The 12,213-nt window shown below is 72.8% G+C and carries 14 protein-coding genes; 4 read left to right on the top strand and 10 right to left on the bottom strand.

Annotated features, from left to right (window positions below; all coding sequences use genetic code 11):
* Window positions 1-24: 24 nt before the first annotated feature.
* From eno to DW296_RS06855, 5 genes are all read right to left on the bottom strand, one after another.
* Window positions 25-1,305 carry a phosphopyruvate hydratase gene (gene eno / locus DW296_RS06835; RefSeq protein WP_136051628.1) on the bottom strand — a complete coding sequence of 427 codons (1,281 nt, stop codon included), beginning with the start codon at window positions 1,303-1,305 and terminating at the stop codon, window positions 25-27.
* A gap of 87 nt (window positions 1,306-1,392) precedes the next feature.
* Window positions 1,393-2,052, bottom strand: coding sequence for an O-methyltransferase (locus tag DW296_RS06840; RefSeq protein ID WP_136051629.1), 660 nt, complete (start codon window positions 2,050-2,052; stop codon window positions 1,393-1,395).
* A 4-nt stretch (window positions 2,053-2,056) separates the two neighbouring features.
* Window positions 2,057-3,028: a CPBP family intramembrane glutamic endopeptidase gene (locus DW296_RS06845; protein ID WP_136051630.1), complete on the bottom strand. Its 972-nt coding sequence runs from the start codon at window positions 3,026-3,028 to the stop codon at window positions 2,057-2,059.
* The gene (locus tag DW296_RS06850; protein ID WP_136051631.1) at window positions 3,025-4,080 is read right to left on the bottom strand and encodes a DUF1648 domain-containing protein; all 1,056 of its coding nucleotides are present in this window, start codon (window positions 4,078-4,080) and stop codon (window positions 3,025-3,027) included. Before DW296_RS06850 ends, DW296_RS06845 begins: the two co-directional genes overlap by 4 nt.
* Window positions 4,067-4,474, bottom strand: a complete 408-nt coding sequence (locus DW296_RS06855) for a GntR family transcriptional regulator (protein WP_136051632.1) — start codon at window positions 4,472-4,474, stop codon at window positions 4,067-4,069. Before DW296_RS06855 ends, DW296_RS06850 begins: the two co-directional genes overlap by 14 nt.
* 99 nt (window positions 4,475-4,573) lie before the next feature.
* On the opposite strand from DW296_RS06855, the gene DW296_RS06860 reads away from it, so the two are divergent.
* Both DW296_RS06860 and DW296_RS06865 read left to right on the top strand, forming a co-directional pair.
* On the top strand, window positions 4,574-5,044 hold the full coding sequence (locus DW296_RS06860; protein WP_105949465.1) for a PaaI family thioesterase: 471 nt from the start codon (window positions 4,574-4,576) through the stop codon (window positions 5,042-5,044).
* A 41-nt stretch (window positions 5,045-5,085) separates the two neighbouring features.
* A complete protein-coding gene (locus DW296_RS06865; protein ID WP_136051633.1) occupies window positions 5,086-6,324 on the top strand; it encodes an APC family permease in 1,239 nt (412 codons plus the stop codon).
* Between the two features lie 6 nt (window positions 6,325-6,330).
* On the opposite strand, the gene DW296_RS06870 is transcribed toward DW296_RS06865, so the two are convergent.
* Window positions 6,331-7,110, bottom strand: a complete 780-nt coding sequence (locus DW296_RS06870; RefSeq protein WP_136051634.1) for a helix-turn-helix domain-containing protein — start codon at window positions 7,108-7,110, stop codon at window positions 6,331-6,333.
* A gap of 94 nt (window positions 7,111-7,204) precedes the next feature.
* On the opposite strand from DW296_RS06870, the gene DW296_RS06875 reads away from it, so the two are divergent.
* Window positions 7,205-7,732: a VOC family protein gene (locus tag DW296_RS06875; protein WP_136051635.1), complete on the top strand. Its 528-nt coding sequence runs from the start codon at window positions 7,205-7,207 to the stop codon at window positions 7,730-7,732.
* On the opposite strand, the gene DW296_RS06880 is transcribed toward DW296_RS06875, so the two are convergent.
* The 4 genes from DW296_RS06880 to nhaA form a co-directional block, all read right to left on the bottom strand.
* On the bottom strand, window positions 7,701-8,504 hold the full coding sequence (locus DW296_RS06880) for an SGNH/GDSL hydrolase family protein (protein WP_240743021.1): 804 nt from the start codon (window positions 8,502-8,504) through the stop codon (window positions 7,701-7,703). The two genes, DW296_RS06875 and DW296_RS06880, sit on opposite strands and share 32 nt — an antisense overlap.
* 62 nt (window positions 8,505-8,566) lie before the next feature.
* Window positions 8,567-9,817, bottom strand: a complete 1,251-nt coding sequence (gene hisS / locus DW296_RS06885) for a histidine--tRNA ligase (RefSeq protein WP_240743023.1) — start codon at window positions 9,815-9,817, stop codon at window positions 8,567-8,569.
* Between the two features lie 67 nt (window positions 9,818-9,884).
* Entirely contained in the window at window positions 9,885-10,547 is a 663-nt protein-coding gene (locus DW296_RS06890; RefSeq protein ID WP_136051636.1) for a MazG family protein, read from the bottom strand.
* An 18-nt stretch (window positions 10,548-10,565) separates the two neighbouring features.
* Window positions 10,566-11,735: a Na+/H+ antiporter NhaA gene (nhaA, locus tag DW296_RS06895; protein ID WP_136051637.1), complete on the bottom strand. Its 1,170-nt coding sequence runs from the start codon at window positions 11,733-11,735 to the stop codon at window positions 10,566-10,568.
* Window positions 11,736-11,813: 78 nt separating this feature from the next.
* Here nhaA and DW296_RS06900 point away from each other — a divergent pair.
* Window positions 11,814-12,213, top strand: a 400-nt coding sequence (locus tag DW296_RS06900; RefSeq protein WP_240743022.1) for a phosphoenolpyruvate carboxylase, incomplete at its 3' end; no start/stop codon positions are given.

Raw genomic sequence — 12,213 nt, forward strand, 5'->3', positions numbered from 1 at the left:
CGGCGTCGTGGCTGTCGCGGGCGCTCAGCCCTGGTAGCGCGGGAAGGCGGAACGGCCGGCGAAGACCGCGGCGTCGCCCAGCTCCTCCTCGATGCGCAGCAGCTGGTTGTACTTCGCGACGCGCTCGCTGCGCGCCGGGGCACCCGCCTTGATCTGGCCGGCATTCGTGGCGACCACGAGGTCGGCGATCGTCGTGTCCTCGGTCTCACCCGAACGGTGCGAGAGCATCGCCGTGTAGCCCGAGCGCTGCGCGAGGCTGACCGCGTCGAACGTCTCCGTGAGCGTGCCGATCTGGTTGACCTTCACCAGGAGCGAGTTGGCGACGCCGCGCGTGATGCCGTCGGCGAGACGCTGCGGGTTGGTGACGAACAGGTCGTCGCCGACGAGCTGGACCTTCGAGCCCAGGGCCTCGGTGAGGTGCTTCCAGTTGTCCCAGTCGTCCTCGGCGAGCGCATCCTCGATCGTGACGATCGGGAAGTCGTTGACGAGCCCGACGTAGTACTCGGTGAGCGCCTCGGCGTCCCATTCCTTGTTGTCGAGGCGGTAGACGCCGTCGTTGAAGAACTCGGTGGCGGCGACGTCGAGGCCGAGGGCGATGTCAGTGCCGGGCGTGAAGCCGGCCTTCTCGATCGCCTTCACCAGGAAGTCGAGGCCCTCGCGGTTGCTGGGCAGGTCAGGGGCGAAGCCGCCCTCGTCGCCGAGGCCGGTCGCGTAGCCCGCGGCCTTCAGCTCGGCGCGCAGCACGTGGTAGGTCTCCACGCCCCAGCGCAGCGACTCGGAGTAGCTCTCCGCGCCGATCGGCGCGAGGAAGAACTCCTGCATGTCGATGCCGTTGTCGGCGTGCTCTCCGCCGTTGATGACGTTGAACAGCGGCACGGGCAGCACGTGCGCGTTCGGACCGCCGAGGTAACGGAACAGCGGGAGGTCGGCGGAGTCGGCGGCGGCCTTCGCGACCGCGAGGCTCACGCCGAGGATGGCGTTGGCGCCGACGCGCTTCTTGTTGTCGGTGCCGTCGACCTCGATGAGGATCTCGTCGACGATGCGCTGCTCGCTCGCCTCCACGCCCTCGATGGCCGGGCCGAGCTCGTCGATGACGGCCTCGACGGCCTTGAGCACGCCCTTGCCGCCGTAGCGGCTCTTGTCGCCGTCCCGCAGCTCGTACGCCTCGAAGGCGCCGGTCGAGGCACCGGAGGGGACGGCGGCGCGCTGCACGATGCCGTCGTCGAGGAGCACCTCCACCTCGACGGTCGGGTTTCCGCGCGAGTCGAGAATCTCGCGTGCGCCTACAGCCTCGATCAGTGCCACTGATGTGCTCCTTGCTCAGGATGGAAGGGTGTGTGGAGCGTCGTCGATCCGCGCCCAGTCTATCCCCGGCGGGGCGGGGCGCCGGAGTCAGACGACGAGGGCGAGCGCGACGCCGTCCCATCCCTTGATCCCGACGGTCTGCAACGCCGTGGCGTCGAAGCGCGGGTCCTCCCCCAGCATCCGCAGCCCCGCGCGCGTGCCGTTCACCTTGGGGTCCGTCGAGTCGTCGCGGACGATCTCGCCGTCGCGGCCGATGTTGTCGAGCACGACCACGGTGCCCGGGTGACCGAGCTTCGCGGCCCAGTCCAGATACACGGTGTTGGACTCCTTGTCGGCGTCGATGAAGACGAGGTCGAAGCCGCCGACGAGGGTCGGGAGCACGTCGGCTCCTCGGCCGACGCGGATGTCGATCCGGTCCCCCACCCCGGCGGCGTCGATGCTCGCGCGGGCGACGGCGGCATTGTCGGCCTCCGCCTCGATCGTCACCACCTGCCCGTCGGGACCGACGGCGCGGGCCATCCAGATCGTCGAGTAGCCGCCGAGGGTGCCGATCTCCAGCACGCGGCGCGCGCCGCTCATCCGCACGAGGAGGTTCAGCAGCTTCCCCGCGACCGGGGCGACCTCGATCTCGGGCAGTCCCGCCGCCCGCTGCGCGTCGAGCGCGTGCTCCAGAGCCGGATCCGTGCCCACGAGCGTGTCGGCGAGGAAGGTGTCGGCGCGGGCCCAGGCGGCGGGAGTGGATTCCATGTGCTCAGCCAACCCCCGGCTCCGGCCGGGCGTCAAGCGTCGGCGGCGCCGGCGGGGTGCGCGGCGCGGCGAGCTCCGGCTGCCGGCGGAACTGTCCGGTGAGTGCGAGGACGAGGGCCACGACGGCGGCGACGATCCAGCCGGCGACGCCGAGCGGTCCGGCGAGGGCGAGGTCGGGCTGCACGGCGGCGACGATCAGGACCAGGCCCGCGGCGGCGTTGAGGGCGCCGTGCGCGACGACCGCCGGCCAGAGCGAGCCGGAGCGCAGCCGCAGCCAGCCGAACAGCACCCCCCACGCCACGCAGCCCCCGATCATGAACAGCACGCCGGTGAGATCCGTCCGGCCGAAGTTGTAGCCGAGGAGGATGACGGGGCTGTGCCACAGTCCCCAGATCGCCCCGCTGAGCAGGAGCGCCGGCCAGGTGCCGAGCGGACGCAGCGCCGGGAGCAGCCAGCCGCGCCAGCCGAGCTCCTCGCCGAAGGCGAGCACGCTGTTCACCAGCGCCCCGATCGGGATCGCGGCGAGCTGCGCGAACACGACCACGCCGACCGGCGGCACCGGCGTCCCCGGGGGAAGCGCCTGGGCGAGCTGATCCGCGAAGGCCGAGAAGGTGAGGTCGAGCCGCACCCATCCGAAAGCGGCCGCGAGGAGGACGCCGAGGGCGACGAGGACCGGCGGCACGAGCCAGGCCGCGACCAGCAGCCCGACGACCCGCTTCGCGGGCCGCAGCGGCCACATCCCGAGGAAGCGCGCCCGACCGCCCTTCTCCGGTACGCCCGTGGTGAGCATGACGACGAGCACCGCTGCTGCGGGCGTGAACATCATCACCGGGAGGAGCGCTCCCGCGAAGGGTCCGGCGAGGCCGTCGCCGAGCCACAGGGGCAGACAGACGAGGGCCGCGAGCCCGCACGCAGTGAGGGTGAAGATGAGGACGGCACGCCGGGGGACCCGCGTCGGCGTCGTCATGACGGTCATGGCGCCACCCGCCCGGTCTCCCCGGCGGCGGCCGACCCCGCGGATCGGTCCACGTAGGCCTGCAGGAGCGCTGCCGCCTCCTCCGCCCCGTCGATCGTGATGACGAACGGTCCGTGGTCGCGGCGATGCACCTCGATCGCCGGACCCTGCCGCATCACGATCCCGCTGCGGCCGTCCGGAGCGAGACGCCACCCCCAGCCGCCGAACTCCCCGAAGGGCGAGATGCGCACGGCCCTGGCCGAGTCGATCTCCGCCACCGGGATGATCTTCCGAGGCCACCCGATGACGGCACGGGCGTCGATGCCGTCCGGCGTGACGCGCACCCGGAACGAGGCGGTCGCGGCCAGCGCGAACCCGACGACGAGGGCGACCAGACCCGAGACCCAGGCCAGCGGGGTGCCCGTGACGAGCATCGTCACGGCGAGCGCCACGAGCCCGAGCAGCACGAGCAGGAGGAAGCCGAGGGCGCCGGTGGGCATGGTCGTGGTGCCCACCCAGACGACCCGCTCGCCGTGCCCGACCCGCACGTCGTGGCGCGGCTCGAGGGCGGCACCGGGCACCGACTGCACGCGCGGCTGCACGAACCACGCCATCGCGCCCACCCCGAGGAGAGCTGCGAAGGCCAGTGCCATCACCCCCGCGATGCCCGGGACCTCACCGGAGGGCGGGAGGTCGCGCTGGATCGCGAGGGAACCCAGGCAGATCACGCCCGCGAACGCCGACATGCCGGCCGCGGTCGCTCCGAGGAGACGGGCGGTCGCGCCCCAGTGCGCCCCGACGGCGACCAGCGTCGTGACGGTCAGGAGCACCGGGATGCCGAGACCGACGCCGAGGAGCACCCAGAGGTACGTGGCGGCCGGACCGAACCCGTCCGCCCCGTCGACGCCCCAGTGGATCGCGACGTCGGCGGGGAACGACGGGAGCCAGGCCGTGAGCACGAGAGCGGAGATCGCGACGATGAGCACCGGGAGGACGAGCGCCACGAGGACGAAGGCCCGTCGCGCGCGGCGCAGGGTGGCCGGAGGGGTGCGGGTGGGGTCAGGCGTCGTCATGGGAGGCCTCCTGGGGAGTCGCGGCGGGGGTGGACGGCTCGGGTTCCGCGCGGTGCGTGCGGACGATCCCGGCGAGGGTCTCGGCGGAGACGCCCAGGGCCGCCGCTCGCCGGATCAGCCCGTCGATCTCGTGCGAGAGCTCGGCGAGGGGCGCGGCGGAGGCGGCGATCACCGCGCCCCTCCCCCGCCGGAGGTCGACCAGGCCCTCGTCGCGGAGGCGCTGGTAGGCGTGCAGGACGGTGTGCTGATTGATGTCGAGCGCAGCGGCCACGTCGCGGGCGGCCGGCAGACGGTCGCCGGGCGCGAGGGCTCCGGAGAGGATGTCGGCGCGCACCGAGGCGGCGACCTGGTCGTAGAGCGCGTGCGGGCTGTCGACATCGACGCGGATGAGCATGACGCCTCCCTTCCCTAGTTATTCTAGGTGAACTAGAACAACTGTGCCAACCCTCCAGACGTCTTCGCGGGGACTCGGCGCATCCTCCACACTGACCTCATGCGCATCACGCCCCGCCGCCTCGCCCTCGGCATGAGCCTCTGGATCCCCAACTTGTGCAGCGGCATCCGCGTCCGCCGGTTCAGCGACGACTGGACCCACGCGACCGTGGAGCTGCACGTGAACCTCCTCACCCGCAACTACGTCAAGACGGCGTTCGGGGGGTCGATGTCGGCGATGACCGACCCGTACTTCTTCATGCTCGTCATGCACCAGCTCGGGCGGGACTACGTCGTATGGGACACCCGTGGCGAGATCGAGTTCCTCAAGCCGGGGCGTGGGGTGCTGACCGCGGAGTTCGAGGTGACGCGGGAGAAGGCGGAGGAGCTCCGGCAGCGCGCCCACGGCGGCGCGAAGGTGCTCGAGTGGTTCGAGACCGTCATCACCGATCGCGACGGGGACGTCGTGGCGAAGGTGCGCCGCGAGGTCTACATCCGCGAGAAGAAGCGCGTCACCGCGTCCCGCGGCTGACACGTCACCCGTCGTTCACCCCGGCGTGCGACGATGACCGGATGCCCCTCGCCCGCCGCCTGACACTGCCGGACGCCGTCGCGATCGGCCTCGGATCGATGATCGGCGCCGGGGTGTTCGCGGTCTGGGGCCCGGCCGTCGACGTCGCCGGGAACGCGACGCTCGTCGCCCTCGGAATCGCCGCCGCGGTCGCCTACGCCAACGCCACCGCCTCCGCACAGCTCGCGGCCGTCCACCCCGTCGCCGGGGGCACGTACGCATATGCGCGAGCAGAGATCGGACCGTGGTGGGGCTTCGTCGCCGGCTGGAGCTTCGTGATCGGCAAGATCGCGAGCTGCGCCGCCATGGCCATGACCTTCGCCGCCTACGCCGCTCCCGCGGGGTGGCAGACCCCGGTCGCCGCGATCGCCGTCGCCGCCCTCGCGGTCGTGAACTGCCTGGGCGTGACGCGGACGGCGCTCGCGACCCGCGTCCTCGTGGCCTGCGCGCTGCTCGGACTCTCGGTCGTGGTCGCGGTCGGCCTCGGCGCCGCGGCGACCGCCTCGCCCGCGCCGCTCCCCGACACGACCGTGTACGGCGTGCTCCAGGGCGCCGGACTGCTGTTCTTCGCCTTCGCCGGCTATGCCCGGATCGCGACGATGGGCGAGGAGGTGGTGGACCCCGCACGCACGATCCCGCGCGCCATCGTGCTCGCCCTCGGCGGTGCCGTCGTCGTGTACGCGCTCGTGGGCGTCGTCGTGCTCCTCGTGCTCGGCGGCGCCGTCAGCGGAGCGGCGGCACCCCTGTCCGACGTCCTCACCGCCGCCGGCTGGTCCGCGTTCGCCCCCGTCGTGCGGATCGCCGCGGCCGCCGCGTCCCTCGGCGCTCTGCTCGCCCTGCTCACCGGCATCGGCCGCACGACCCTCGCCATGGCGCGGGAGGGCGATCTCCCGCGGTTCCTCGCCCGCATCGACGAGCGCCATCAGGTGCCGCGCCGCGCCGAGATCATCCTCGCGGTCATCGTGATCGCGCTCGTGCTCGTGGGGGATCTCCGAGAGGTGATCGGGTTCTCCTCCTTCGGGGTGCTGCTGTACTACCTCATCGCGAACGCCGCCGCCTTCCGCCAGCACGGCGCGGCCCGACGATACCCCCGGGCACTGCAGATGGGCGGCGCCCTCGGCTGTCTCGTGCTCGTGAGCACCCTTCCGGCCCTCGCCTCGCTCGTCGGCGTGGGCGTCGTCCTGCTCGGGGTCGCCGGACGGGCGCTGCGGGTGCGGCGGCAGCAGCATCGGCCGGGCTGATCGCGCTCAGTCGGAGACCCGGGCGCGATAGTCCCGGGGCGGCAGACCGAGGACGGCTGCGAAGTCGCGCGTGAGGTGCGCGTGGTCGGCATACCCCAGCGTGGCGGCGAGCGCCGTGAGATCCGTCTCCGGCTCCTCGCGGAGACGCTGCGCCGCCTCCTGCAACCGGCGACGGCGGATGATCGCGCCCGGCGAGAGTCCCACGGTGCGATGGGTGAGGCGCTGCAGCGTGCGCACCGAGACGGCGAGTCGGGTCGCCGCCTCCTCGGGCGTCAGCGCCGCCCCCTCCCCCAGCAGGACGTCGAGCATCGCGTTCGCCTGCCGCCCCGATGCACCCACCGGGCCGACCCGCTGCGACAGCCACGCGGCGAAGACCGCGACGGCGCGCTCCCGTCGCCCGTCTGCGGACCGCATCGCCGTCGTCACCGCCGCGTGCAGATCGGGGGCGTCGAAGGCCCGCTCCGCGTCGACGAGCTCCGATGCGTCGTCGGTGAGCGCGGGGACGGCCGCAGGGCGCAGCAGAGCGCCCACGGCCCAGCCCGCACCCCGCAGCTCCCTCGTCGACACCCGGGTCGTGGCGCCCGAGATCGACACCCCATCGGGGGCGACGACGAGGTTCACCGCCGGATACGAGACGATCTCCTGCCGCGACACCTCGCCGTCCGGGAGGCTCCACTCCGGGATCCAGAACCAGGAGGCGAGCGCGGCGGCGTGTGCGGGCGGGGGCAGCCGATGGAACGAGGGCAGCCGCGCGGGATAGAGCACTCCGCGCGTCCGGTCGACCATGGCCCCAGCGTAGGACGCGCCACCGACGCACGCCCCCGAGGACGTGTCGCGGATCTTCAAGCGCCGGGCGCCCTCCCGCGTCTACCGTGGCCGCATGACCGCACAGACACCTCCGGCCGGCGTGACCGGCGCACACACCACCGACGGCCGCCCGCACAGCGCGACCTCGCTCACCCCCTTCCTCGCGATCCCCGACGCCGCCCGCGCCGTCGAGTTCTACCGGGACGTCTTCGGCGCCCGCGTGGTCGACGTCACCGAGTTCGGCGGTGTCGTCGCGCATGCCGACCTCGACTTCGGGCTCGGACGGCTCCAGCTCGGCGAGCCCAGCCCCGAGTACCATCTCGTGCCCGCGCCCGCCGGCGACGACGACTGCTACTCGATGGGCCTGTACGTGCCCGACGTGGACGCTGTGGTCGGGCGCGCCGTCGCGGCGGGGGCGACCGTCCGCGAGGCGCCGTCCCTGTTCGTCTCCGGCGACCGCTACGCCAGCATCCGCGACCCGTTCGGCGTGCGGTGGTCGATCATGACCCGCGTGGAGGATCTCTCCGACGAGGAGTGCGCACGACGGGTCGCGGAGTGGGCGGCCTCGTTCAGCGCGGCGCCGGAGAGTGCCGGGAGCTGAGCGCGACCAGGGCGGCCCGCTCGACGGCCGGCAGCAGCGCCTCCGCGGTGCGGCGGTAGCCGAGCGCGCTCGGGTGGAAGCGGTCGAGGCTGAACATCTCCTCCGGCTCGTCGAAGAACATCGGGCCGACAGCCCGCCGCAGGTCCACCGGCTCCGCTCCTTCCCGGTGCGCAGCCTCCGCCTGCGCCTCCGCCAGCCGTCGCGACAGACCGGAGGCGATGCGGCGCAGCGGCTGCGGCACCGCGCGCAGGGCACCGAGGTCGGGGCAGGTGCCGACGACGACACGGGCGCCACGAGACTGCAGGCGGCCGATGGCCTCGCGCAGGTGGCGAGCCGACTCCGCTGCCGGGAGGCGGTGGGTGACGTCGTTGCCGCCGACCACGACCACGGCGACGTCGGGGCGATAGTCCGCGGGGAGGCGGGAGAGCTGCGCGGCGAGATCCCGCGACTCCGCGCCCACGACCGCGGCGGTGCGGAGCCGCACCGGACGCCCGAGTCGGCGTGCCGTCGCCTTCGCGAGCCGCGCCCCGAGGGTCTCCTTCCGCCGTGCCGCTCCCAGGCCGGCAGCGAGGGAGTCGCCCAGCAGCAGGAGGTCGAGCGGCTCGCCCTCGAGCCCCGGGCGCCAGACACGGTCGGCGTCAAGCGACTGCTCCCCCAGCGGCTTCCCGATGCGCCGGCGCGCGATGGCGGCCTGCCGGTCGAGGACCGCGCGGGAGCCCGCGACGAGCGCGGCGGCGAGCGCGACCAGGGTCAGCAGAAGCAGACGACGCACGGCACGATTCCAGCCGACCGCCGTGAACGTCCGGTGAACGCCTCGTCCCGACGGGGGGCGACTCAGGCCAGCGTCTTCACCTCGAGCTCGTCGTCTCCGGGCCGCACGCTCGCGAAGTGGGTGTAGCCGTCCGCGGCGGAGCGCTCCAGCAGGGCCTTGAGGTTCTTCGTGCGCTGTTCGAGGCGGACCCGCGCGCCCTTCGCGACGAGGGCCGTCTTGTGCGCCACGAGCTCCGCCACGGGGACGGCCGCGTCGTGGACGAGCACGATCGCCTGCGCCGCGGTGGCCGGGTCCGTCGACACGAGGTCGACCAGGCGCTCGAACCCGAGGGAGAAGCCCACCGCCGGCACGTCCTGCTGGAGGAACCGGCCGATCATGCCGTCGTACCGTCCTCCGCCACCGAGCGAATACGTCACCGACGGGTGCGCGAGCTCGAAGATCGTCCCGGTGTAGTACCCCATGCCGCGGACCAGGAACGGGTCAAACACGAGCGGGATGTCGTCCTGCCCTCGACCCGCCGCGACGGCCTCGCCGATGCCGACGAGGTGGGCGACGAGCTCGTCGGGCGCGTCGTCCGGGAGCGCCTTGCGGATCTGGCGGTCGCCGAACGGGTGGTACTCGAGCGTCTGCGGGCGACCGAGGAAGGCCTGGAACGCGTCGACCGCGGTCGTCGTGGCCCCGCGCTCGCGGAGCTCGGCGGCCACACCCTCGGGCCCGATCTTGTCGAGCTTGTCGATCGTGATCAGCACCTGCGGGCGCTCGTCCTCGGTGAACCCGAAGTGCCCCAGCATCCACTCCAGCACACGGCGGTCGTTGATCCGCACGCTCGCGCCCTCGAGCCCCAGCGCGTCGACGGCGTCGAGCGAGGCGACCAGCAGTTCCGCCTCGGCGCGCGCGGACGCGTCGCCGATGATGTCGATGTCGCACTGGACGAACTGGCGGTAGCGCCCCTTCTGCGGACGCTCGGCCCGCCAGACGGGACCGATCTGGATGGACCGGAAGACACCGGGGAGCTGTCCCCTGTTGCTCGCGTAGAAGCGGGCGAGCGGCACCGTCAGGTCGTAGCGCAGGCCGAGGTCGGAGAGCTCCGCGGGGTCGTCGGCGGCGGCGCGGACGGCCTCCGCATCCAGGCCGCGGCGCAGGATGTTGAACGACAGCTTCTCGTTGTCGCCGCCGATGCCGGCATGCAGCCGGTCATACTCCTCGACCACGGGGGTCTCGATCTCGTCGAATCCGTGCGCGCGATAGCGGTCGCGGATGACGGAGAGCACCCGCTCACGGCGGGCCTTGTCGGCGGGGAGGAAGTCGCGCATGCCGCGCGGCGCGTTCACGGTAGCCACCCGTCCATCTTCCCAGGTCGACGGCGGTGCCCGTGTCGGATCAGCCGGCCTCGGCGGCCCTGACCTCGTCCTCCAGCCGCGTCAGCCGCTCCCGGAGCGCGCGCTCCGCGTCCCAGCCCTCGGCCCGGGCGGTGTCCACGAGGGCGAGGAGGGCATCGCCGAGCTCCTCCTCCGAGGACGGGCGCAGGGCGGACGGCGGCGCGGGCACCACGCCGGCACCGGCGGCACGACCCGACATCTTCTGGGCCCGCGCGAGGGCGGGCATCGCGCGCGGGATCCCGTCGAGCACGCTGCGGCGGGTGCGCTTCTCCGCCGCTTTGGCGGCGTTCCAGTGCACGAGCACCTCCTCCGGCGTCTCCGCGACCTCGTCGCCGAACACGTGCGGGTGCCGCCGCACCATCTTCTCGGTGAGCGTGCGGGCGACGTCGTCGATGTCGAACGGGTCGTCCGGATCCTGCGCCGCGATGGCGGCATGGAACAGCACCTGCCACAGCAGATCGCCCAGCTCTTCGCGGAGGTCGGCGCGTGAGCCGTCCTCGACGGCGTCGATCACCTCGTGCGACTCCTCGATGAGGTACGGCACGAGGTCGCGGTGGGTGATGCGCTGCGACCACACGCACCGTTCCCGCACCGCGCGCATCGTCTCGGCGGCCGCGCGCAGCGGATCGTCGACACCCTCGGGGCGCTGGTGCTCGCTGCTCATGCTTCCTCCGGGATCGGTTCAGACGGCGGGGACGGGGGCGGCGCGACGATACCACCGGGCGCGCAGGGTGACGACGATGCCGGAGAGGATCAGCGCGAGGAGCGACCCCACGAGGACGCCGAGGATCGCCTGGTCGCGGATGACCGCGTCGCCCTCGAACGCGAGATTCGCGAGCAGGAGCGAGACGGTGAATCCGATGCCGCCCAGGGCGCCGGCGGCGAGGATGTCCGCGAAGGGCAGCGCCGGGTCGGCCCCCTTCGGACGGATGCGCATGGCGAGCCAGCCGAACAGGGAGATGCCGATGATCTTCCCCACCGGAAGCGCCACCACGATCGCCCAGAAGGCCGGGGAGAGGGCCGTCGGCGAGACGGCCGGGATGACGACGAAGGCCGCCACGAAGGCGAAGAGCGGCAGGATCGCGCCGTTCACGGTCGGCTCCAGCGCATGCCGAGTGCGTCCGGCGGGTACCGGCGCCATGACGAGGCCGAGCATCACGCCGGCGATGGTCGCGTGGATGCCGGACGAGGCGACGAGGCCCCACGTGACAACGCCGACGACGGCCATCGCGACCGCCACGAGCGTGTGTCCGGTGGCGTGCAGCAGGCGGCTCAGCAGCCAGAACACCGCCACCCCGACGATCGCGAGCCCGAACAGGAGCCACTGCACGTCGTGCGCGAACAGCACCGCGATGAAGATGATGCCGATGATGTCGTCGAGGATCGCGAGGGCCAGCAGGAACACCCGCACCCGCGACGGGAGTCCGCGGCCGAACATCGCCAGCACGCCGAGCGCGAAGGCGATGTCGGTGGCGGTCGGGATCGGCCACCCGGACGCCGTCGCCGGCCCTCCCGCGATCAGCAGGTACACGAGGATCGGCACGAGCACGCCGCCGGTCGCCGCGATGGCCGGCTGCACGGCCTTCCGCGGGGAGTCGAGCTCGCCGTGGGTGAGCTCGTGCCGCAGCTCGATCGCCACGACGAGGAAGAAGATCGCGAGCAGTCCGTCCGACACCCAGTGCGCGATCGAGAGGTCCAGCGCCGTCCCCGGGACCGCGAGATGCGTCTCCAGCAGCCCGGCGATCGCGTCATGCGTCGGCAGGTTCGCGAAGAGGAGGCCGAGGCCGGCGGCCACGAGCAGGAGGACGGCCGGGAACTGCTGCCCGCGGAGGGGGTTCGCTGTGATGCGCATCCCGTCCATCGTAGGCCGCGGCGTCATACGGTCGTCATGCGTGCAGGACACCCCGATCCACCCGGCTACTCTCGGAGGGTGACCCCCGATTCCCCCGCTTTCTCCGAGCCGACGCCCACCGAGGCCATCCGCGTGATCGGTCGTTTCGAAGCCGGTCGCGGTATTCCCGATGCCATGCGCTCCGACGTGCGGATGCTGGGCCAGCTCCTCGGCCAGGTGCTCCGCGAGGCCGGCGGCGACGACCTCTTCGAGGACGTCGAGCGCCTGCGCCTCGCGACGATCCAGGCCTACGAGGACCACAGCTCGGACGCGTTCGACCGCGCCGCGGCCATCGCCGACTCCTTCACGATCGCCCGCGCCGACGAGGTCGCCCGCGCGTTCACCTGCTACTTCCACCTCGTGAACCTCGCCGAGGAGCACCAGCGGGTGCGCGTGCTCCGGGAGCGGGCGGGACAGGCCCCTTCGACAGGCTCAGGGA

Source organism: Microbacterium sp. K36 (genome assembly GCF_004794355.1).
Classification (GTDB): Bacteria; Actinomycetota; Actinomycetes; order Actinomycetales; family Microbacteriaceae; genus Microbacterium; species Microbacterium paraoxydans_D.

Coding starts and splice junctions, on each gene's coding strand:
- DW296_RS06840 (WP_136051629.1), bottom strand. CDS start 2,052: ATGGAATCCACTCCCGCCGCCTGGGCCCGCGCCGACACCTTCCTCGCC.
- DW296_RS06845 (WP_136051630.1), bottom strand. CDS start 3,028: ATGACCGTCATGACGACGCCGACGCGGGTCCCCCGGCGTGCCGTCCTC.
- DW296_RS06850 (WP_136051631.1), bottom strand. CDS start 4,080: ATGACGACGCCTGACCCCACCCGCACCCCTCCGGCCACCCTGCGCCGC.
- DW296_RS06855 (WP_136051632.1), bottom strand. CDS start 4,474: ATGCTCATCCGCGTCGATGTCGACAGCCCGCACGCGCTCTACGACCAG.
- DW296_RS06860 (WP_105949465.1), top strand. CDS start 4,574: ATGCGCATCACGCCCCGCCGCCTCGCCCTCGGCATGAGCCTCTGGATC.
- DW296_RS06865 (WP_136051633.1), top strand. CDS start 5,086: ATGCCCCTCGCCCGCCGCCTGACACTGCCGGACGCCGTCGCGATCGGC.
- DW296_RS06870 (WP_136051634.1), bottom strand. CDS start 7,110: ATGGTCGACCGGACGCGCGGAGTGCTCTATCCCGCGCGGCTGCCCTCG.
- DW296_RS06875 (WP_136051635.1), top strand. CDS start 7,205: ATGACCGCACAGACACCTCCGGCCGGCGTGACCGGCGCACACACCACC.
- hisS (WP_240743023.1), bottom strand. CDS start 9,817: ATGCGCGACTTCCTCCCCGCCGACAAGGCCCGCCGTGAGCGGGTGCTC.
- DW296_RS06890 (WP_136051636.1), bottom strand. CDS start 10,547: ATGAGCAGCGAGCACCAGCGCCCCGAGGGTGTCGACGATCCGCTGCGC.
- nhaA (WP_136051637.1), bottom strand. CDS start 11,735: ATGCGCATCACAGCGAACCCCCTCCGCGGGCAGCAGTTCCCGGCCGTC.